Source organism: Microbispora corallina, from assembly GCF_016863035.1.
GTDB lineage: Bacteria > Actinomycetota > Actinomycetes > Streptosporangiales > Streptosporangiaceae > Microbispora > Microbispora corallina.
This window is the reverse complement of the sequence record NZ_BOOC01000028.1, coordinates 27,279-47,868: the sequence shown is the minus strand read 5'-3', so window position 1 is coordinate 47,868 and position 20,590 is coordinate 27,279. Positions and strand designations below refer to the sequence as shown.

Annotated in this window: 23 protein-coding genes; 15 read left to right on the top strand and 8 right to left on the bottom strand. The window is 72.5% G+C overall.

The genetic code is table 11. The features are described 5' to 3' along the window. The 4 genes from Mco01_RS25420 to Mco01_RS25405 all read left to right on the top strand — a co-directional run. Positions 1-619 (top strand): MFS transporter (locus Mco01_RS25420; protein ID WP_504739633.1); only part of this gene is annotated, 619 nt, incomplete at its 5' end. A 158-nt stretch (positions 620-777) separates the two neighbouring features. Continuing rightward, entirely contained in the window at positions 778-1,767 is a 990-nt protein-coding gene (moaA, locus tag Mco01_RS25415) for a GTP 3',8-cyclase MoaA (protein ID WP_204059394.1), read from the top strand. Between the two features lie 13 nt (positions 1,768-1,780). Then, positions 1,781-2,368 carry a molybdenum cofactor guanylyltransferase gene (gene mobA / locus Mco01_RS25410; RefSeq protein WP_204059393.1) on the top strand — a complete coding sequence of 196 codons (588 nt, stop codon included), beginning with the start codon at positions 1,781-1,783 and terminating at the stop codon, positions 2,366-2,368. Positions 2,369-2,384: 16 nt separating this feature from the next. After that, the gene (locus tag Mco01_RS25405) at positions 2,385-2,642 is read left to right on the top strand and encodes a DUF6457 domain-containing protein (RefSeq protein WP_036318594.1); all 258 of its coding nucleotides are present in this window, start codon (positions 2,385-2,387) and stop codon (positions 2,640-2,642) included. A 255-nt stretch (positions 2,643-2,897) separates the two neighbouring features. On the opposite strand, the gene Mco01_RS25400 is transcribed toward Mco01_RS25405, so the two are convergent. Beyond that, complete coding sequence (locus tag Mco01_RS25400; RefSeq protein WP_239103903.1) at positions 2,898-3,230, bottom strand: DUF3099 domain-containing protein; 333 nt, start codon at positions 3,228-3,230, stop codon at positions 2,898-2,900. Positions 3,231-3,305: 75 nt separating this feature from the next. On the opposite strand from Mco01_RS25400, the gene Mco01_RS25395 reads away from it, so the two are divergent. Beyond that, complete coding sequence (locus tag Mco01_RS25395) at positions 3,306-3,518, top strand: dodecin (RefSeq protein WP_204059398.1); 213 nt, start codon at positions 3,306-3,308, stop codon at positions 3,516-3,518. 28 nt (positions 3,519-3,546) lie between these two features. Here the strand turns inward: Mco01_RS25395 and Mco01_RS25390 are convergent, their stop codons facing one another. Next, positions 3,547-4,917: a metallopeptidase TldD-related protein gene (locus Mco01_RS25390; protein WP_204059392.1), complete on the bottom strand. Its 1,371-nt coding sequence runs from the start codon at positions 4,915-4,917 to the stop codon at positions 3,547-3,549. Then, positions 4,914-6,407, bottom strand: coding sequence for a TldD/PmbA family protein (locus Mco01_RS25385; RefSeq protein WP_204059391.1), 1,494 nt, complete (start codon positions 6,405-6,407; stop codon positions 4,914-4,916). The genes Mco01_RS25390 and Mco01_RS25385 overlap by 4 nt, the downstream gene beginning before the upstream one ends. Before the next feature lie 77 nt (positions 6,408-6,484). Here Mco01_RS25385 and Mco01_RS25380 point away from each other — a divergent pair, with 77 nt between their 5' ends. Further along, positions 6,485-7,189 carry a beta-ketoacyl-ACP reductase gene (locus Mco01_RS25380; protein ID WP_036318605.1) on the top strand — a complete coding sequence of 235 codons (705 nt, stop codon included), beginning with the start codon at positions 6,485-6,487 and terminating at the stop codon, positions 7,187-7,189. 40 nt (positions 7,190-7,229) lie between these two features. Continuing rightward, a complete protein-coding gene (gene fabI, locus Mco01_RS25375) occupies positions 7,230-7,994 on the top strand; it encodes an enoyl-ACP reductase FabI (RefSeq protein WP_204059390.1) in 765 nt (254 codons plus the stop codon). A 97-nt stretch (positions 7,995-8,091) separates the two neighbouring features. Here the strand turns inward: fabI and Mco01_RS25370 are convergent, their stop codons facing one another. From Mco01_RS25370 to Mco01_RS25360, 3 genes are all read right to left on the bottom strand, one after another. Then, a complete protein-coding gene (locus tag Mco01_RS25370) occupies positions 8,092-9,444 on the bottom strand; it encodes an extracellular catalytic domain type 1 short-chain-length polyhydroxyalkanoate depolymerase (RefSeq protein WP_239103902.1) in 1,353 nt (450 codons plus the stop codon). Between the two features lie 383 nt (positions 9,445-9,827). Continuing rightward, the gene (locus tag Mco01_RS25365; RefSeq protein WP_204059389.1) at positions 9,828-10,838 is read right to left on the bottom strand and encodes a hypothetical protein; all 1,011 of its coding nucleotides are present in this window, start codon (positions 10,836-10,838) and stop codon (positions 9,828-9,830) included. Positions 10,839-10,990: 152 nt separating this feature from the next. After that, positions 10,991-11,929, bottom strand: a complete 939-nt coding sequence (locus Mco01_RS25360; protein ID WP_204059388.1) for an aldo/keto reductase — start codon at positions 11,927-11,929, stop codon at positions 10,991-10,993. Between the two features lie 35 nt (positions 11,930-11,964). Between Mco01_RS25360 and Mco01_RS25355 the strand changes: the two genes are divergently transcribed. The 8 genes from Mco01_RS25355 (at position 11,965) to Mco01_RS25320 (ending at position 18,884) form a co-directional block, all read left to right on the top strand. After that, on the top strand, positions 11,965-12,783 hold the full coding sequence (locus tag Mco01_RS25355) for an undecaprenyl-diphosphate phosphatase (protein WP_036318621.1): 819 nt from the start codon (positions 11,965-11,967) through the stop codon (positions 12,781-12,783). Beyond that, positions 12,780-13,481 carry a histidine phosphatase family protein gene (locus Mco01_RS25350; RefSeq protein WP_204059387.1) on the top strand — a complete coding sequence of 234 codons (702 nt, stop codon included), beginning with the start codon at positions 12,780-12,782 and terminating at the stop codon, positions 13,479-13,481. Before Mco01_RS25355 ends, Mco01_RS25350 begins: the two co-directional genes overlap by 4 nt. Positions 13,482-13,490: 9 nt before the next feature. Further along, positions 13,491-14,069: a DUF3090 domain-containing protein gene (locus Mco01_RS25345; RefSeq protein ID WP_204059386.1), complete on the top strand. Its 579-nt coding sequence runs from the start codon at positions 13,491-13,493 to the stop codon at positions 14,067-14,069. A gap of 49 nt (positions 14,070-14,118) precedes the next feature. Continuing rightward, positions 14,119-14,880, top strand: coding sequence for an SCO1664 family protein (locus tag Mco01_RS25340; RefSeq protein ID WP_204059385.1), 762 nt, complete (start codon positions 14,119-14,121; stop codon positions 14,878-14,880). Positions 14,881-14,981: 101 nt separating this feature from the next. Next, positions 14,982-15,710 (top strand): NRDE family protein, encoded by a 729-nt coding sequence (locus Mco01_RS25335; protein WP_239103901.1) that lies wholly within the window; start codon positions 14,982-14,984, stop codon positions 15,708-15,710. 35 nt (positions 15,711-15,745) lie between these two features. Beyond that, complete coding sequence (gene mshC / locus Mco01_RS25330; RefSeq protein ID WP_204059383.1) at positions 15,746-16,957, top strand: cysteine--1-D-myo-inosityl 2-amino-2-deoxy-alpha-D-glucopyranoside ligase; 1,212 nt, start codon at positions 15,746-15,748, stop codon at positions 16,955-16,957. Positions 16,958-17,095: 138 nt separating this feature from the next. Beyond that, positions 17,096-18,475: a GH39 family glycosyl hydrolase gene (locus Mco01_RS25325; protein WP_204059382.1), complete on the top strand. Its 1,380-nt coding sequence runs from the start codon at positions 17,096-17,098 to the stop codon at positions 18,473-18,475. A gap of 175 nt (positions 18,476-18,650) precedes the next feature. Beyond that, the gene (locus Mco01_RS25320) at positions 18,651-18,884 is read left to right on the top strand and encodes a hypothetical protein (RefSeq protein ID WP_204059381.1); all 234 of its coding nucleotides are present in this window, start codon (positions 18,651-18,653) and stop codon (positions 18,882-18,884) included. Between the two features lie 150 nt (positions 18,885-19,034). On the opposite strand, the gene Mco01_RS25315 is transcribed toward Mco01_RS25320, so the two are convergent. Continuing rightward, positions 19,035-19,775, bottom strand: a complete 741-nt coding sequence (locus tag Mco01_RS25315) for a phosphotransferase family protein (protein WP_204059380.1) — start codon at positions 19,773-19,775, stop codon at positions 19,035-19,037. Positions 19,776-19,913: 138 nt separating this feature from the next. Continuing rightward, positions 19,914-20,528, bottom strand: a complete 615-nt coding sequence (locus Mco01_RS25310; protein WP_204059379.1) for a CGNR zinc finger domain-containing protein — start codon at positions 20,526-20,528, stop codon at positions 19,914-19,916. Positions 20,529-20,590: the final 62 nt, after the last annotated feature.

The following is a 20,590-nucleotide window of genomic DNA, read 5'->3' as shown; positions in this document are numbered from 1 at the left end:
GGGGGGGGAGCCGGGCCCGCGCGACTGGCTGGGGCCGCTGCGCAGCCGGGCGCTGGTGCTGCTCTTCCTCGGCCTTGCCGGCGGCGGCACCGCCGTCGGCGGGCTCAACATCGTCGCCGTGGCCTACGCCGAGCGGCACCCGGTGCCGGGCGGCGCGGGCGCGCTCCTGGCCGTGTCCGCGCTCGGGGCGCTGATTGGCGCGATCGTGCACGGCCGCAGGTCCTGGACGGCGGCGCCCACCGCGCAGGCCGTGCTGTTCTGCGCCGGCCTCGCGGTCACCTACCTGCTGGTGGCCACCATGGCCCCCGTATGGGTCATGGCGCCGATCTGCCTGGCGACGGGCCTGTTCCTGTCGCCTCTGCTGGTCGTCGCCTTCACGATGGTGGACGCGTTCGCCCCGCCGGGGACGGTCACCGAGGCGTTCGCGTGGCTCATCACGCTCTTCACCACGGGTACGGCCCTGGGCTCCGCCCTCGCCGGCGTGGTCATGGAGGTGGCGGGGCCCGGCACGGCGGCCGCCTCGACCGCGCTGGCCGCCCTGCTGGGCGCGGCGGTCCTCGCGGTGTGCCATCGCCTGCCCGAGAGCCGGCGGCTCGCGCCGCGGGAGGCCGCCGGCTGAGGAACCGGCGGCTCCGGGGACGCCTCCCCGGTCGTCCGGCGCGGGCACGACGGCGACGAGGCGCGCCGGCCTGTGGAATCGGCAGAGGGACAATGGAGTTGTCCCGTGGATGACCGCAAGCCGTAGGCTTGAGGCTTCCGGGCAATGGAGGTCATCTCGTGCTGGTTGACTCGTTCGGCCGGGTCGCGACCGATCTGCGCGTGTCGCTGACCGATCGGTGCAACCTGCGGTGCTCCTATTGCATGCCGCCCGAGGGCCTCGACTGGCTGCCCAAGCCCGAACTTCTGACCGCCGACGAGGTCGTCCGGCTGGTCACGATCGGCGTCGAGCGACTCGGCATCACCGAGGTGCGCTACACCGGCGGCGAGCCGCTGCTGCGCGGGGACCTCGTGGAGATCGTCGCCGCCACCGCCGCCCTGCGGCCCCGGCCCCAGATCTCGCTCACCACGAACGGCATCGGCCTCGCCCGGCTCGCCGAGCCCCTGGCCCGGGGCGGGCTCGACCGGGTCAACGTGTCGCTCGACACGCTCGACCGCGACGTGTTCGTCCGGCTCGCCCACCGGGACCGGCTCGGGGACGTGCTCGACGGCCTCGCGGGGGCGGCCTCGGCCGGCCTGCTGCCCGTCAAGGTCAACACCGTGCTGATGCGCGACGTCAACGAGCACGAGGCGGTGCCGCTGCTGCGCTTCTGCCTGGAGCGGGGCTATGAGCTGCGCTTCATCGAGCAGATGCCGCTCGACGCCCAGCACGGGTGGCGGCGCGACCGGATGGTGACGGCGGACGAGATCCTCGGCCTGCTCAAGGACTCCTTCGACCTCACCGAGGACGACCCCCGGGCGCGCGGGAGCGCCCCCGCCGAGCTGTTCCTGGTGGACGGCGGCCCGGCCCGGGTGGGCGTGATCGGCTCGGTCACCCGCCCGTTCTGCGGCGCCTGCGACCGGGTCCGCCTCACCGCCGACGGCCAGGTGCGCAACTGCCTGTTCGCCACCGACGAGTCCGACCTGCGGTCGGCCCTGCGCTCGGGCGCCTCGGACGACGACCTCGCGGCCCGGTGGGTCGCCGCCGTACGGGGGAAACGGGCCGGGCACGGCATCGACGACCCGAGCTTCCTCCAGCCGGCCCGTCCCATGTCGGCCATCGGCGGCTGAACGGGGATCTGCCGTGCGTCCGCCCGAGGGCACGCCGTACGACGCGGTGATCCTGGCCGGGGGGAGGGCCGAGCGTCTCGGCGGCGCGGACAAACCGGGCGCCCTCGTCGGCGGACGGCCGCTGGTCGAGCGCGTCGCCGCGGCCGTCGCCGCCGCCCGCGCGCTCGTCGTCGTGGGACCGCCCCGGACCGGCCTCCGCGCGGTGTTCACCCGGGAGGACCCGCCCGGCGGAGGACCGGTCCCGGCGCTGCGCGCCGGGCTCGCCGAGGTGGCCGCGCCGTGGGTCGCCCTCCTCGCCGCGGACCTGCCGTTCCTCACGGCCGCGCACGTGTCCGCGCTGCTGCGCGCGGCCCTGCCGGACGCCGCGGGAGCCGTCCTGGTGGACGACGGCGGCCGCGAGCAGTGGCTCACCGGGGTGTGGCGGACGGCGGCCCTGCGGGACGCCCTGGCGGCGTACGAGGGGCGGTCGCTGCACCGGCTGCTCGGCCCGCTCGATCCGGTGCGGCTGCGCCTCACGGGGGAGGACGGATGCGAGCCGTGGTTCGACTGCGACACGATTGACGATCTCGGCACGGCCCGCCGCAGGGCCGGGGAGCCCTGACCCACGAGGAGGCCGCATGAACGTGCTTGAGGAGTGGACCGCGCTGGTCTGCCGCGAGCTGGGGATCGACCCGGCGCGGGTGGACCGCGCCGCGGTGCTCGACCTGACCAGGGACGTCGCCCACGGGGTGACCCGGCCCGCGGCGCCGCTCACCGCCTACCTGGTGGGGCTCGCGCAGGGCGCGGGGACGGCCCCGCCCGACGCCGTGGAGAGGCTGTCGCGGATGGCGGGCGACTGGGGCAGGGCGACCGCGGAGACGCTCGGCGACTCTTGACAGGAGACCTTACGGACGGGGTCGCGGGAACAGCGGCCCCCGTCCCGATACGCGGCCACCACGGGAACACGGCCGGAAAAAGTGGTAAAGCCCGGGAAAAGGGCGACGCCGGGTGGTTACGGGGGCAAACCACCCGGCGCCGCTTCATCGGCGTTCCGACGGGGGCCCGGAACGCCGGCACCAGCGCTCCGACGGGGGACCAGAGCGCTTGGCTAAACTGTACACCTCTAACCCATGGGTTGCGTCAAGACTTTGTCACGACCCGATCTCGCGTCGGTGGCGTGGGATCTCGTTTTGGCTGGATCCGGTCAAGTCTGAGCCGGCCGGAAGGCTCTCACCTCGTTGGTTGGCCCCGATAACGGCAAGGTATGGCAAAAGAACGGCCCCGGCGACGAGCAACCCCTTGATCGGCCAGGGAGCCGGCAGGGCCACGGCGAGGATGAGGCAGATCAGCCGGATGCTCATCTTGATCAGATAGCTTCGCTCGCGCCGTTTGATGTCGTCGGACAGCGACGGCTGCGCGTCGGTCACCTGGTGGACCACCGTGGTGCCGCGCCTGAACCTGCGCCATGGCTTCACGACTTCCACGTTAGTCCTCCACTGTGGCGGGTGTGAAAGCCGCACAAGGATACGATCATGCGGAGACCAGAGCAGGAGGACAAGATGTCGGATCGTACCTACCGGGTGACCGAGATCGTCGGCACCTCGGGGGAGAGCGTCGACCAGGCCATCCGCAACGGCGTCCGGCGCGCCGCCCAGACCCTGCGGCACCTCGACTGGTTCGAGGTCACCGAGGTCCGCGGGCACATCGTGGACGGCGAGGTGGCCCACTTCCAGGTCGGCATGAAAGTGGGCTTCCGCCTCGAGGACGCCTGACCGCGAGAGGCGCGGCCGACGATGGCCGTCAGCTGGCCTGGCTGACCGTCGACATGTTGAAGTCGGGCACTCGGAGCGGCGGCATGACGGCGCGGGTGAAGTAGTCGTTCCACTCGCGCGGCAGCGTCTGCTCGCTCGCGCCCACCTCGGTCAGGCGGCCGAGCAGGTCGACCGGCGACTCGTTGAACCGGAAGTTGTTGACCTCCCCGGTCACCTCGCCGTTCTCGACGAGGTAGACCCCGTCGCGGGTGAGCCCGGTGAGCAGCAGGGTCTGCGGGTCGACCTCGCGGATGTACCACAGGCAGGTCAGCAGCAGCCCCCGCTCGGTCGAGGAGATCATCTCCTCCAGTGAGCGGCCGCCCTCGGGGCCCGTCATGATCAGGTTGTCGATCTGCGGGGTGGCCGCGAGCCCGGTCAGCTCCGCTGAGTGCCGGGTCTGGATGAGGTTGGCCAGCGTGCCGTCCGCGATCCAGTCGGTGCGGGCCAGCGGCAGGCCGTTGTCGAAGACCGACTGCTCCCGGCCCGACGCGTGCGCGATCACGAACGGCGCACACTCGATGCCCTGGTGAGCGGGGTCGCCCGACAGCCGCAGCGGGATCGGCGACAGCCGCTCCCCGACGCGGGTGCCGCCGCCCGGCTTGGAGAACACGGTCCGCCCGTCGGCCGCGTCACGCGCCCCGGCCGACCAGTACAGGTAGATGAGCAGGTCGGACACCGCGGACGGCGGCAGCAGCGTCTCGTACCGCCCGGCCTCTAGCGCGATCCGCCGCTTGGCCCACTCCAGCCGCTGCGCCAGCGTGGCGTCGAGCGCGGCCACGTCCACGTCGGCGAAGTCGCGGGTGGCGACGCCGGTCCAGGCCGACCGGGAGACGTCGGCCGACTTGGCGTTCAGCTCCAGCCGTCCCGTCGGCTGGTCGTGCCGCTGCCGCAGCCCGGTCGAGGAGCCGACGAACGTCGAGGTGAGGATGTGCTCGGCGAAGCCGTACAGCCGCCGGCCCGACGCCTCGGCCGACGCGAACGACTCGCCCAGCGCCGGCGCGAAGTCGCGGAAGACCTCGATGGAGGTCGGCTCGACGGGCCGGTCCCAGCCCTCCGAGGCGCCGCCCTCGACGAGCGGGCGGGCGTCCTCCGACGGGCGCGCCTCGCGGGCCGCCCGGTCGGCCGCGGCGACCACGTCCTCCAGCTGGTCGGGCCGTACGGCGGAGCGGGAGACGACCCCCACGCCCTGCCCGGCGACCGAGATGACGGTGAGCCGGGACGAGCGGGCGACGCCGTTCGTCGTCAGCGTGTTGCCGGCGAAGCGCAGGTTGGCGGTGGACCCCTCGTCGACGATCACGACGCAGCCGTCGGCCTGGCTCAGCGCCAGCGCCCGCTCCACGGTCTCCTGTGGCGTGTTCACTTCCCACCCTCCTGGACGGTGTTGAGGATCCGCACGCCGCGGAACAGGGCGGACGGGGTGCCGTGGCTGACCGGCGCGACCTGGCCCGGCTGGCCCTTGCCGCAGTTGAACGCGCCGCCGAGCACATACGTCTGCGGCCCGCCGACGGCCTCCATCGACCGCCAGAAGTCGGTGGTCGTCGCCTGGTAGGCCACGTCGCGGAGCTGACCGGCGAGGCGGCCGTTCTCGATCCGGTAGAAGCGCTGGCCGGTGAACTGGAAGTTGTAGCGCTGCATGTCGATCGACCAGCTCTTGTCGCCGATCACGTAGATCCCCCGCCCGACGCGGGAGATCAGTTCGTCGGTCGAGGGGCCGCCGGGCGCCGGCTGGAGCGACACGTTGGCCATCCGCTGGATCGGCACGTGGCCGGGGGAGTCCGCGAAGGCGCACCCGTTCGAGCGGCCGAGGCCCTTCAGCAGGGCCATCCGCCGGTCGAGCTGGTAGCCGACCAGCGTCCCCTCCTTCACGATGTCGAACGACTGCCCGGCCACGCCCTCGTCGTCCCACCCGACCGTCGCGAGGCCGTGCTCGACCGTGCGGTCGCCGATCACGTTCATGACGGGGGAGCCGTAGTGCAGGTTGCCGAGCTTGTCGAACGTCGCGAACGACGTGCCCGCGTAGGCCGCCTCGTAGCCGAGCGCCCGGTCGAGCTCGGTCGCGTGGCCGATCGACTCGTGGATGGTCAGCCACAGGTTGGACGGGTCGACCACCAGGTCGTACGGCCCGGCCTCCACCGAGGGCGCCTTCAGCTTCTCGGCCAGCAGTTCGGGGAGCTCCGCCAGCTCGGACGGGAAGTCCCATCCGGTGCCGGTCAGGTACTCGTACCCGCGGCCCGCGGGCGGCGCGAGCGTCCGCATGTCGTCGAACCGGTCGCCGTCGGCCTTCATCGCGGTCAGCACAGGGTGGACCCGGACCCGCTGCTGCGTGGTCACCGTGCCGGCCGAGTCGGCGTAGAACTTCTGCTCCTTGACCTGCATCAGCGAGGCCGACACGTGGTCGACGCGGCCGAGCATGCCGGACGACCAGTCGGCCAGCGTCGCCGCCTTGTCGGGCAGCGGCACCTCGAACGGGTCGACGTCGTAGGCCGACACCCAGGTCACGTCGTCGTAGACCGGCTCGGGGGCCAGCTCCACGGGCTCCCGGTTGATCGGCGCGCTCACCGCCGCCACCCGCACGGCCTCCTCGGCCGCCCGGGCCGCGGCCTCCGGCGTCAGCTCGATCCCGGACGCGAAGCCCCAGGTGCCGTCCTTGATCACCCGTACGGCGAAGCCGAGGTCGTCGGCGTCCATCGAGCCCTCCAGCCGGGCGTCGAACAGGCGCAGCGTCTCGGCGCGCACCCGTTCGAGGCGGAAGGAGGCGTGCTCGGCTCCCAGGTCACGGGCGCGCTGGAGGGCCGCGTCCGCCAGCCGCCTGAGCGGCAGGGCGAGAAAGTCGGGGTCGATCTGGCGCATGTCCACGATCCTAACCCTGTGATCTTGTGCCCTGCGGACAAGTGGCCTACCCCCTGGTAGCCGATACCGTCGGTCGCATGGTTCGTTCTGTACTCGTCACCGGCGGCAATCGCGGCATCGGCCTCGCGATCGCGCGCGAGCTCGCGGCCGCCGGGGACGCGGTGGCCGTCACCTACCGATCCGGGGAGCCGCCCGAGGGGCTGTTCGGGGTCCGCTGCGACGTGACGAGCGCCGCGGACGTCGACGCCGCCTTCGAGAAGGCGGAGGCCGAGCACGGCCCGGTCGAGGTCGTGGTGGCGAACGCGGGGATCACCAAGGACACCCTCCTGCCGATGATGAAGGAGGAGACCTTCACCGAGGTCATCGACACGAACCTCACGGGCGCCTACCGCGTGGCCAAGCGGGCCGTGCGCCCCATGCTCCGGTTGCGGCGCGGCCGCATCATCCTGATCTCGTCGGTCGTCGGCCTGTCCGGTTCGGCGGGCCAGACCAACTACGCCGCCTCCAAGGCCGGCCTGGTGGGCTTCGGCCGGTCGCTCGCCCGCGAGCTGGGCTCGCGCGGCATCACGGTCAACGTGGTCGCGCCGGGGTTCGTCGAGACCGACATGACGGCCGTCCTGGACGAGGCGCAGCAGGAGCAGATCCGCAAGAGCATCCCGCTCGGGCGGCAGGCGAAGGCCGACGAGATCGCCCGGGTGGTCCGGTTCCTGGCGAGCGACGACGCCGGTTACATCACCGGCGCCGTCATCCCCGTGGACGGCGGCCTGGGGATGGGACACTGACAGGCGTCCCGGGGACGGACGAGAAGACTGGAGCTTGAGCATGGGTTTGCTGGACGGGAAGCGACTGCTGGTCACCGGCGTCCTCACCGACTCGTCGATCGCCTTCAACGTGGCGCGGCTGGCCCAGGAGGAAGGCGCCCAGGTCGTCCTGACGGGCTTCGGCCGCCTGAGCCTGGTCGAGCGCATCGCCAAGCGGCTGCCCGAGCCGCCGCCGGTGATCGAGCTGGACGTGCAGGACACCGAGCACCTCGACACACTGGCCGACCGGGTCGGCGCGCACGTGGACGGCCTGGACGGGGTCGTCCACTCCATCGGGTTCGCCCCGCAGACGTGCCTCGGCGGCAACTTCCTGAACACGTCCTGGGAGGACGTGGCCACCGCCGTCCACGTCTCGACGTTCTCGTTCAAGTCGCTGGCCGTGGCCTGCCTGCCGCTCATGAAGGAGGGCGGCGCGGTCGTCGGCCTCGACTTCGACGCCACCAAGGCGTGGCCGGTGTACGACTGGATGGGCGTGGCCAAGGCCGGGCTGGAGTCGTGCTCCCGCTACCTCGCCCGCGACCTCGGCAAGCACGGCATCCGGGTGAACCTGGTCGCCGCCGGGCCGCTGCGCACGATGGCGGCCAAGAGCATCCCCGGGTTCCAGGAGTTCGAGGACAGCTGGCCGGCCAGGGCGCCGCTCGGCTGGGACCTCGCCGACACCGCCCCGGCCGCCAAGGCCTGCGTGGCGCTGCTGTCGGACTGGTTCCCCGCGACGACCGGCGAGATCGTCCACGTGGACGGCGGCGTCCACGCGATGGGCGCCTGATCCGCGCAGTGTGAGGGCGCCCCCGGTCGCGGCCGGGGGCGCCCTCGTCGTTCAGGTCACTCCTGTCGTCAGGAACGTGTCGCCGCGGTGCCGCCGCTCAGGACGCGGCGCAGGTCAGCGCCGGTGTGGCGGCGGTGCCTGATGCGGTGAACCCGAAGGTTGTCGTGCCGGCGGCGGCGAGGGAGCCGTTCCAGGTCTCGTTGCGCACGGAGACCGCGGCGCCGGAGGTGGACGGGACCCCTCCCCACAGCTGGGTGACGGACTGGGAGCCGGTCCAGCTCCAGGTCACCGTCCAGCCCCTGATCGCCGAGCTTCCGGCGCGCACCGTCACCTCGGACTGGAAGCCGCCGGGCCAGGAGTTCACGGTCCGGATGCTCGCGCTGCACCCGCCCGGCTGAGGCGTCGGGGTCGGGGTCGGGGTCGGGGTGGGCGTCGGCGTGGGTGTGGGGGTCGGCGTGGGTGTGGGGGTCGGGGAGGGCGTGGGTGTGGGGGTCGGCGTGGGTGTGGGCGATGGGGTCCCGGTGCTGTTCAGGCCGAGGAAGTTGATGGCGTAGGCCACCATGCCGTTGAGGGGCAGCGAGTGTCCCTGGCCGGAGACGCTGACGCCCTCGACCGGCGGCTGGGTGCCCGTGGCGCCGTACCGGGTGCGGGTCCACCCGGACGAGGGGCTGTCGGTGGACGCGGGCGTCTGGCCGACGCCGTTGAGGTTGGTCCACTGCTTGATCTCTTCGCCGAAGTTGTTGTAGTTCAGCGTGCTGTCGGAGGTGCCGTGCCACAGCTGCATCCGGGGGTAGGCGCCGCTGTACCCGGGGTTCATCGAGCGGGCCAGGTCGCCCCACTGCTGCGCGGTCTTCGTGACCTGCCCGTTGGCGCACTGGCTGTTCCAGGTGGAGCCGTCGGTGGTGGCGAAGCAGCCCGCCGGGACGCCCATGAACGCCGAGCCCGCCCTGAACACGTCGGGATACTCGGCCGCCAGCACGTTGGTCATCATCGCCCCGGAGGAGACGCCGCTGACGAAGACGCGCCCGGGGTCGACGTTGTACCGGGACTTGGCGTAGTCGACCATCGACATGATGCCCACCGGGTCGCTGCCCCCGCCGCGCTTCAGCGCCTGGGGCGAGTACACGTCGAAGCAGCTCCCGCTGCGCGTGGCCTCCGGGAACACGATGACGAACCCGTACTGGTCCGCCGCCGTGACGTAGTCGTGGAAGTAGCCGTTGAACAGGGCGGACGCGGTGCCCTGACAGTAGTGGACGGCCACCAGCAGCGCGGGCCGGGCGGCGACCCGGTCTGGCACGTAGATGTACATCCTGAGGTTGCTCGGGTTGGTGCCGAAGTTCGTCACCTGGGTGAGCGAGGCGGCGGCGGCCGGTCGGGCGACCAGTAGCGAGACCGCTGCGACCACGGGCATCAGCGCGGCCGCGATCACGGCCACGATGCGACGTTTCACGGGCTGTCCTTCCTCCGGGTACACCGGTCCGGCGTGATGGCCGTGGCGCCGCGCGTCGCGCGACTCCCGAAATCGAGTACGTCACCCCGCCGGACCCGGGGGGTTTTAACGTTTCAGGAGTCTGTAGAAACATTTCTGGCATCACAAGGCCGAACGGCCGGGAGGCTCACCTGCGAACCGCAGCCGCCGGCGAACACCAGGTCGGAGGCCCTTGACGGCGCCGGCCGGAGGACGCCCGGTAGAAAATTTCACGACAACGGCGAAAGTCGCCGGGCGCGCGAGGCCGCCGACGGAGGGCAGGGAGAACGCGGTGACGGCCCGTCCGAGGGTCAGGCGGGCCGGGGCGCAGGGTCAGGGAGAACGCGGTGGGGGACCGCCGAGGGTCAGGCGAGGCGGTGGCGGCCGGAGCGGCCGGGCATCCGGAGGCCGCCCTCGAACGGGATCGACTCCTGCTGCTCGGCCCTGGCCCGGCGCGCGGACACCACGCGCGTGGCGAGCACGGCCGACAGCAGCAGCGCGGCCGTCAGCGCCGTCCCCACCCCGTCGTACGACTTGTGCGGCCGGACCGGCCCGCCGCGCAGGTCGCCGACCAGGTCGGGGATGCGCTGGCCCGGCCACAGCAGGGGGATCAGCCCGTCACGGTCCGGGTGCACGCGGGTGGCGGACCCGTCGGCGGAGACACCCCCGGCGGGCAGGTAGCTCGGCCGCAGCGGGTGGTACGGCTCGCGCGGAAGCACGCCCGCGGAGGGCCGGGGACGTTCCGGGGTCACCGAGCCGGGCTTCCCGCCCTCGTCGCCGGGGGCGCACCCGCCTCCGACCAGGGGCAGGCAACTGTCCCTGATGCTCTTCGTCAGCCCATCGGTGAGCCGGGCGGTGGGGCCGGCGCTCGGCGTGCCCGCGCCGGTGACGCCCTTGACCGTCTCCACCGTGTGGTCCACCGCGCCGCCGACACTGGCGGCGCCGTCGTTCACCGCGGTGCCCGTGTGCTGGACGGTCCTGTCGACGGTCTCGCCCACCGCGCCCACGGCTCCGGTCGCGGCCTTGCCGACGTCGTCGACCGTCGTGTTCACCGTGTCGTCCACCGCGTGGCCCACGTTGTCGACGGCCGACCCGGCGGCTCCCGTCGTGGTGCTCACGGCGTCGTCCACGGCCTTGGTCACGGGCTGCGTCGCGCCGCCGGTCGCCTTATCGGCGGCGTCCGTCACGTCGTCGACGACGCCGCCGACGCCGTCGACGACCGAGCACAGCCCGCTGGTGACACCCGAGACGAGCCCGCCGCCGTTCGTGCAGTCGAGCGCGTGCGCCGGAGCGGCGAACGCCAGGGGGAGTCCTCCGCCGAGGGCGATCGCGAGAGCCCCTGCGGAGAGCGCGGAGGCGTTGCGAGCGATCCCCATGTGTCCCCTTCCAAGATGAATCTGATCCATCCCCCGTCGTCTCTGCCACTGTTCGCCACCGGGCGGGGTTATGCAGTAGAAAGTTGCGATTCGGTATCGATGTGTGATACGTGAAGACGATTCTCGTTCGCCTCGGTGCGTACGGAGGGACCTCAGGGGTCGGAGACGTCGTCCAGGGCCTCGCGGATCTCCCACGGAAGGGTGAGCTTCTCGGCCTGGAGCACGCCGAGGAGCTGGGCGTGGGTCCGCGCGCCGACGATGGCCGACGACACGCCCGGGCGGTCGCGCACCCAGGACAGCGCGACGGCGAGCGGCGACACGCCGAGCCCCTCGGCCGCGGTGGTGACCGACTCGACGATCCTGCGGCACCGGTCGTCGAGATAGGGCTGGACGAACTCGGCGAAGTGCGGCGTCGCCGCGCGGGAGTCGGCCGGGATCCCGGTGCGGTACTTGCCCGTCAGCACGCCGCGGCCGAGCGGCGACCACGCGAGCACGCCGGCGCCCACGTGCGCCGCGGCCGGGAGCAGCTCCTCCTCGGCCTCGCGGGCCAGCAGGGAGTACTCCACCTGGGCCGCCACGACGGGGGCGCGGGACTCGCCCGCCCGCTGCCACACGGCGGCGGCCGCGAGCTGCCAGCCCGTGTAGTTGCACACGCCCGCGTAGGCCGTGCGGCCGGTGGACACGGCGAAGTCCACGGCGGCGAGGGTCTCCTCCAGGGGGACCGACGTGTCGAACGCGTGGAGCTGCCACAGGTCCACCTCGTCCAGACCGAGACGGGCCAGCGAGGCGTCGAGGGCGCGGATGAGATGGCGGCGGGAGGCGTCCCGGGCGCCGCCGGACGTGAGGACCGCCTTGGTCGCGATCACCAGTTCGGAGCGCGGCACGACGTCGCGGATCAGCCTGCCGATCAGGCGCTCCGCGTCGCCGCCGCCGTACACGTCGGCCGTGTCGATCAGCGTGCCCCCGGCCTCCGCGAAGGCCGTGAGCTGGGCCGTCGCCTCCTCGGCCGAGGTGTCGCGGGCCCAGGTCATCGTGCCGAGCCCGATCCTGGACACCGAGAGACCGCTGCGCCCGACAAATCGCTGGTCCATTGTGCGGTAAGACTAGCCGATAGGCTGTCCGCACCATGGACGTACTTCAGGCAGTCGTGCTCGGCGTCGTACAGGGGCTGACCGAGTTCCTGCCCATCTCGAGCTCCGCCCACCTGCTGATCGTGCCGAAGCTGCTCGGATGGTCCGATCCCGGCGCCGCGTTCACGGCGGTGATCCAGCTCGGCACGATGCTGGCGGTCGTCATCTACTTCTGGCGCGACATCGTCCGCATCGTGTGGACCTGGCTGCGCAGCCTCTGGACGCCGGAGCTGCGCGACGACCTCGACGCGCGCATGGGCTGGTACATCATGCTCGGCACCATCCCGATCAGCGTCGCGGGCCTGCTGTTCAAGGACGCGATCGAAGGCCCGGCGCGCAACCTGTGGCTCAACGCGAGCATGCTCGTCGTCTTCGGCCTGCTGCTGCTCGCGGCCGACCAGATGGGCAGGAAGAAGAAAGAGGTCGCCGACCTCGACATGCGCGACGGCCTCATCATCGGCGCCTGGCAGATGCTGCCGCTGATCCCGGGGGCGTCGCGGTCGGGGTCGACGATGACCGGCGCCCTGTTCCTCGGGTACACGCGCGAGGCGGCCGCCCGCTACTCGTTCCTGCTGTCGATCCCCGCCGTGGTGCTGTCCGGCCTGTTCGAGCTGCGGCACGTGGGCGACGGCGGCGGGGTGCCGGTGGCGCCCACGCTCATCGCGACCGTGGTCTCGTTCGCGGTCGGGTACGCCTCGATCGCCTGGCTGCTGCGCTACGTCGCGCGGCACTCGACGATCGTGTTCGTCGTCTACCGCGTCTTCGCGGGAACGTTCCTGCTCACCCTGCTGGCACTGGGCGTGATCTCCTCATGACGACCGTTCTCCTCGTACGGCACGGCCTCACCTCGATGACCGGGCCCGTCCTCGCGGGCTGGACGCCCGGGGTCCACCTCGACGAGCGGGGCCGGGAGCAGGCCCGCGCCACCGCGGAGCGGCTCGCGCCGCTGGAGCTCGACGCCATCGTCTCCAGCCCGCTCGAACGGTGCCGGGAGACCGCGGAGGCCATCGCCCAGGGCCGGGCCGTCTCGGTGCAGACCGACGACAGGTTCGGCGAGTGCGGCTACGGCGACTGGACCGGCAGGCCGCTGGAGGAGCTGGCAAAGGAGCCGCTGTGGCGGGTCGTCCAGGCCCATCCCAGCGCGGCGGTGTTCCCCGGCGGCGAGGCCTTGGCCGACGTGCAGAGCCGTGCCGTGCGGGCCGTACGGGACTGGAACGAGCGCCTGGGCGAGAAGGCCACCTATCTCGTCTGCAGCCACGGGGACGTGATCAAGGCCATCGTGGCCGACGCGCTGGGGCTGCACCTGGACCAGTTCCAGCGGATCACGGCGGACCCCGCGTCCGTCACGGTGATCCGTTACACCCCCCTGCGTCCCTTCCTGCTCAGATCCAACGACATCGGGGGCGATGTGACCAATCTGGTTCCCCCACCCGAGGTTCCGGGAGGCGAAGGCGGGGGAGAAAACTCCACCGGGAGCGATGCCGCCGTCGGCGGCGGAGCCGGGACCACATAAGGTCGGGCTATGCCGGTCTTCGACTACGATCCGCCTGACAGGTTCGTGGCCGGTGCCGTTGGGCAACCGGGCGCGCGAACCTTCTTCCTGCAAGCCCGCGGTCAGGGCAGGATCACGACCGTGGCGCTGGAGAAGTTCCAGGTGGCCGTCCTCGCGGACCGCCTGGACGAGCTTCTCGACGAGGTGCTGCGCCGCAGCGGCGGCCGCGCCCCCGTCCCGGCCATGGCGCCGGCCGAGCTGGCCGACCAGGGCCCCCTCGACCTGCCGCTCGACGAGGACTTCCGCGTGGGCACGATGGCCCTCGCCTGGGATCCGGACACCTCCCAGGTGATCATCGAGGCCCAGGAGGCCGGCGAGTCCGACGACGACGAGGAAGACGAGGACGACCCGCTCGCCGACGACCGGCCCGAGCCGGCCGTGCTGAGGGTCAGGATCAGCGCCGCCGCCGCCCGCGCGTTCAGCCGCCGGGCCCTGGAGGTCGTCGCCGCGGGCCGTCCGCCGTGCCCGCTGTGCGGCCGGCCCCTCGACCCCGATGGTCACATCTGCGTCCGTCTCAACGGTCACCACCCGGGAGGTCTGACGGCGTGACGCGGCGAACGAGCGGGACCGGCGTGACGGCTGCCGGGCAGGGGACGCAATGACGGCCGAGGGCGAGGCGGGCATCAGCGACATAGAGGGGCCGGGGCTGGACGACGCCGCGGCCATGAGGCTGCTCCGGGAGGGCACGATCGAGGTGGCCGGACGCCTGGTCGAGGCCACCAACATGACGCTCTACTGCTCGATCGGGAACGGCGAGCACGTGGCGGCGTGCGTCTACAAGCCCGTGCGGGGCGAGCGCCCCCTGTGGGACTTCCCCGACGGCACGCTCGCGGCCCGGGAGGTCGCGGCCTACGAGGTGGCGGCGGCGACGGGCTGGCGGATCGTGCCCCCGACGGTCTACCGCGACGGCCCCTTCGGCCCGGGCATGGTCCAGCTGTGGATCGACGCCGACCCGGAGACCGACCTGATGGCCCTCATGCGCAGCCGCAACCCCGCCCTGCGCCGCATGGCCGTCTTCGACGCCGTCGTGAACAACGCCGACCGCAAGGGCGGGCACCTGCTGCCGCTGCCCGACGGGCACGTCTACGGCGTCGACCACGGCGTGTGCTTCTCGGTCGACGACAAGTTACGGACCGTGCTGTGGCAGTGGCGGGGCAAGTCCCTGCCGCGCGAGGCCGTCAACGTCCTGACCCGGCTGGAGCAGGAGATGGAGCGGGGCCGGCTCGGGCGGCGCCTGCGCGAGCTGCTCACCAACGACGAGGTCGAGGCCACGTGGGAGCGGATCAAGCGGCTCCTGGCGACCGGCGTCCACCCCCACCCCTCCGAGGACTGGCCCGCCATCCCCTGGCCGCCGATCTAGAGATCGTTTCGATTACGTGACACTTGCGTGAACCGTACGAATTGTGCACTCTGCAGAGGTCTCTACCGATATGGAGGGAACGCGCATTGTGTACGGTCATCGTGAGCGTGGAGCCCGACGCCGGGACTCCGGTGCTCCTCGCGGGGGTGCGTGACGAGTTCGTCACCCGGCCGTGGATGTCGCCCGACCGCCACTGGCCCGACCATCCCGGCCTCGTCGGCGGGCGCGACCTGGAGGCCGGCGGCACCTGGCTGGCCGCCGACCCCGCCGCCCGCAGGGTGGCCGCGCTCCTCAACGGCCACGGCGCCGCCGCTGCGCCCGAGATCCGCCGCTCGCGCGGCTCCCTGCCGCTGCTGGCCGCGGCCGACGGCGTGCTGCCCCCGCTCGACCTGCGCGCGTACGACCCCTTCCACCTGGTCGTGGCCGGGCTGGACGGGGTGCGGGTGTGGAGCTGGGACGGCGGGCGGGTCGTGGAGGAGAAGCTGCCCCGGGGCGTCCACATGCTGGTCAACAGCGGGTGGGAGCGCGGCGACGACAACCCGCGGGTGGCATGGTTCCGGCCCCGGTTCGCCGCGGCCGAGCGCCCGGACTGGCGCGACGGCGGCTCCCCCCGGCGCTTCTGGGGCGAGTGGCTGGACCTGGCCTCCGGCGGCGGCCTGGCGGTGGACGACCCCCGCGCGCTGGTCTTCAGCAGGCGCCTCGAGGACGGCCGCGTCTTCGCCAGCCTCTCCGTCACCCTCGTCGCCCTCTCCCCGGACGGGCTGCGCTACGACTTCTGCCCCCGTCCGGACGACCCGGGGACCTGGCACCGCGTGCCGCCGACCGCCTGATTCGAGCTCCCGGGCCCGCGGATAGGCTTCACACCATGCGATCGTGGTCTGCTCCGAACGTCCCCAGGCTGCCCGGTCCGGGCCTTCCGCTGCGCCTGTACGACACAGCCGCCCGAGAGGTCCGCGAGACCGCCCCCACCGGGGAGGCGCGGATGTACGTCTGCGGGATCACGCCGTACGACGCCACCCACCTCGGGCACGCCAACACCTACCTCGCCTTCGACCTGGCGTACCGGGTGTGGCGGGACGCCGGGCACGAGGTCCACTACACGCAGAACGCCACGGACGTGGACGACCCCCTCCTGGAGCGCGCGCAGGCCACCGGCACGCCGTGGCAGGACCTCGCCGAGCGCGAGATCGACCTGTTCCGCTCGGACATGGAGGCACTGCGCATCCTTCCGCCCAGGGAGTACGTCGGCGTGACCGAGGTGGTCGACCAGATCGCCGAGCTGATCGGCCGGCTCACCGAGCGGGGCGCCACCTACGTCCTCGACGGCGACGTCTACTTCTCGGTGTCCGCCGCCCCCAAGTTCGGGGCCGTGTCGGGATACTCCGAGGAGACCATGATCGAGCTGTTCGCCGAGCGCGGCGGCGACCCGGCCCGTCCCGGCAAGCGCCACCCGCTCGACTGGCTGCTGTGGCGCGCCGAGCGGCCGGGCGAGCCCTCCTGGCCGTCGCCGTTCGGCCCGGGACGCCCGGGCTGGCACGTCGAGTGCACGGCGATCGCCCTGCGCAACCTCGGCACCGGCTTCGACGTCTCCGGCGGCGGCTCCGACCTGATCTTCCCCCACCACGAGATGGGCGCCTGCGAGGGCCACGTCGCGACCGGGGAGTGGCCGTTCGCGCGGGCGTACGTGCACGCCGGCATGGTCGGCCTCGACGGCGCCAAGATGTCGAAGTCGAAGGGCAACCTCGTCTTCGTGTCGCGGCTGCGGGAGACGGCCGACCCCATGGCCGTACGGCTCGCGCTGCTGGCCCATCACTACCGCGACGACTGGGAGTGGACGCCGGACCAGCTCGCCGAGGCCGAGGCGCGGCTGGCGCGCTGGCGGGCGGCGGTGGCGCGGCCGGCCGGCCCGGACGCGGCGCCCGTGCTGGCCGAAGTCAGGGAGCGGCTCGCGGGCGACCTCGACGCGCCGGCCGCGCTCGCCCTGGTCGACGCCTGGGCGGCGGCCGGGGGCGACGACTCCGCCGCGCCCGCGCTGGTCCGTGACCTGACCGACGCTTTGCTCGGCGTGGCGCTCTGACCTGCGGGTTCGCGGTGGCGTACAGCGGACCCTCAAGTTTTCCACAGCCCGCGTTCAAGGTCGGCTGGTTTCGTTGACCGTGCTATAGCGTTGATCGCGAGCCGGTCCTCCGCGGGCGAGCCGGCGCGAGGGGGAGCGGTGCGTGTGGTGTTCCGCCGATGGGCCGGCACGGCCGTCGGCGTCCTGGTCGCCGGGCTGCTGATGATGGCCTGTTCGGCGCCGGACAGCGGCGCGACCAGCGGCCGGGCGACGATCGGGTCCGGTGCGGGGTCCGGTGCGGGGTCCGGCGCGGCCTCCGCCGCCGCCGTGCCGGACGAGGCGCCCGCGGGCGGCGGGTCGTCGCGGTGGCCGGTGTTCGGGTTCACCCACACGCAGTACACGGCGGACTACGGCGACGACCGCGCCCTCGCCACGGCGCGGCGCGCCATCGCCAGCCAGCGGCTCCTGCAGAACCAGCACATCATGGGGTTCGGCGCGCTCAACCCCGAGCCGAGCCCCGGGCGGTTCGACTTCGCGTCCCTCGACGACCGGATGGACCTGATCCGCAAGACCGGCGGCGTGCCAGTCATCACGCTGTGCTGCGCGCCCGACTGGATGAAGGGCGGCCGCGCCGGGCGGACCGACTGGGGCCACATCGAGCGGGCGCCCACGCCCGACCACTTCCAGGACTTCGCCGATCTCGCCGCCAAGGTGGCCGAACGGTACCCCTACGTCACGCACTTCATCGTCTGGAACGAGCTGAAGGGCTTCTTCGACGAGGGCAGGCACCGCTGGGACTACGAGGGCTACACCGACATGTACAACCGGGTCTACAAGGCCCTCAAGGCGGTCAACCCCAAGATCCAGGTCGGCGGGCCCTACCCCGTCATGGCCGACTTCGACGCGCCGTCGGAGCTGGAGGGCCCCTGGGGCAACGTGGACCAGCGCGTGCTCGACGTCCTGCGCTACTGGGACAAGCACAAGAAGGGCGCCGACTTCGTGGTCGTCGACGGGTCCGCCGAGACCGACCAGGGCATGATCCCCGACGACTTCGGCGCCCAGGAGAAGTTCTCCGCCGTCAACCAGTGGCTGCACAAGCACATCGGCCTGCCGATCTGGTGGGCGGAGTGGTACCCGGAGCCGGACGATTCGGGCTGGCCGGACGCGAAGCGCGCCGCGGTGGCCGCCGTCTCGATGATCGAGCTCACCCGGACGAAGTCCGCCGCCGTCCTGTACTGGAACCGCCAGGAGGAGGGCGAGAAGTGCCCGCCCGGGTGCCTGTGGACCAGTCCCCGGCAACGCGGCGGCGGGCAGCCCACGACCCTCTTCAAGGCGCTCCAGGGGTTCGCCCGCTGGTTCCCGCTCGGGGTGAAGACCGTCCCCGTCCAGGTGTCGCCCGCCTCGGTCCGGGCGCTCGGCCGGGACGACATGACGGTCGTGGTCAACACCGCGTCGAGCGAGGTCGGCGCCACGGTGAACGGCAAGCGCCTCAACCTCGCCCCCTACGAGGTCCGCTGGGTCCCCCGCACCTCCTCCTGACCGCCGGCCGGAGGCGTCCCGGACGCGTGGTCTCTGATGTAAACCAGGATTCCCATGGAGTCCTGGTGGCGCATGGGCCGACAAGCTCGCCGCCGGCTTCACCAACTCCGCCTCGAAGAGCGGAGACAAGCTCAACACGCTGCACTTCCTCGCGTCGTTCGCCGCGCAGCACCAGATGATCTGGGGCAGCCTCGGCCTGGCCCCGGGCTGGAACGCCCTGGACGCGAGTGAGCACGGCCTCAACCGGCTGGGCTTCTGGGCCGGGGCCGGCGCCCAGACCCCGCTGGACGGCGGCGCCGAAGCGGTCCACCCCGCGGACATCGCCACGGCCGAGCGCCTGGGGGCGCGCGTGGCGGAGCAGGCCGCCGCCCTGGTGGCGGGGCGGTCCGCGCTGGCCACGAGGGCCTGAGAAGCCCAGGGCGACCCAAGACAGGGCCGAGCCCGGTCGGCCGCGCCAGGACGGGCTCCACGCACATATCATCGCCACGGGAACGGCATCCCCGTCGCACTCAGCCTGACCGGCGGCAACCGCGACGACGGCAGTCGGGCGCGCCCAGTCTCACAGCCGGGATCTCAGCACGTCGATCTCGCATCCCGGCGCGAACGGGTCGAAGCCGTGCTCGACCAGCCAGCGAACCACCAGCAGGCTTCGCAACGACCACCACGCGCGGATCACGTCGAGGTCGACGTCGGCGCCGTAGCCGGCGACGACGTCGCCGAGGTGCTTCTCGTGTCCGAGCGTCAGGATGGCGAGGTCGAAGAGGGCATCACCTTGGCCCGCCTCCGACCAGTCGATGATGCCCGTGATCTTCTCGCCGTCGACGAACACGTGAGCGATCTGCAGGTCGCCGTGCGTGAACACCGGAGCCCACGGCCGGAGCGCGGCCTCGGCGACCTGGCGGTTGCGGGTGACCAGGTCGGCGGGCAGGACGCCGTTCGTCACGAGCCACTCGCACTCGGCGTCGAGTTCCGCCGCCAACTCGTCCATGCTCCGGCCGGCCCGGCCGCGCCGGGGCGGCAACGGAGCGTCGTGCAACCTCCGGATGGCGGCGCCCGCCGCGGCCCAGGCCGCCGGGGGCGCGGTCGACGGCTCGCCGAGGCGGCCGAGCGCCGTCCCCGGAACCGCGGCGATCGCGAGCACGGGTGGCTTGTGCCACAGGACCTTCGGGGTCGGGACCGGCGCCAGGGCCATCGCCTCGACCTCGATGCGCGCCGGATCGGCGTCCACCTTCAGGAACACGTCGCCGACGCGCAGCGTAGCGCGCTCGGAATGGGCGACGACCACTTCGACCTCATCCATGGGCGACCCAGTATCCCGGGGATGATCGTCGATGTCGCCGGGTTTTATCGCGTGCGACGGCGCGGCTCACCGTGTCCCGCCACCAAGCGGCCTCGTGGGCGACACCGCCGCTGCCCCGCCGTCAGGGACCCACCGGCGTCATTCGTCCGGGCCCTGCCCAGCGCCCTTCCTGCGCGCGCGCGAGGCGCGCAGGTTCGCGATGTTGCCGCAGGTGCGGACGTTGTGCCAGACCGCGCTGCCGTTGCGGGAGGCGTCGTAGAAGGCTGTACGGCACCGGGGTCCGCGGCACAGCTTGAGGTGCGACCAGGCGCCGTCGTGCTGGGCGAGAAGGATCTCCGACCAGACCGCCGACGCCAGCCAGCTCGCACCCGTGCCGGCCGGGATGACGGCCACGCGGCCCCGCTCGTCGGCGACGAGGAGCGCCCGCGCGCGCGGCAGCACGGCGCCGGTCGCGTCGAACGGGCCGGTGAACCGCTCGCCGGACGGGACCACCAGCATCTCCTGCAGCGTGGTCCGCAGTTCACGCAGCGCGTCCAGGTCCTTCTCCGGCAGGAAGAGCTCTGGCGGCTCCAGCCCGTGCGCCTGCGCCCACTGGCCGGCGGCCGCACGCAGCCAGTGCCGGGCGGTGGCGAGGTCGGCCAGCAGATCCGCCCCGTGACGGGCGACGGCGTGGGTGTTGACCAGTTCCTGCACGAGAGCCAGCCCCCCCGGCGCGGTGCGGGCCTCGAACCTCTCCGTCGCCATCCATGACATAGGCAAAGTGTACTTGACTCCAGTCATGAGTACGTCCAGGATGACAGAGGCTAAAGCGATTA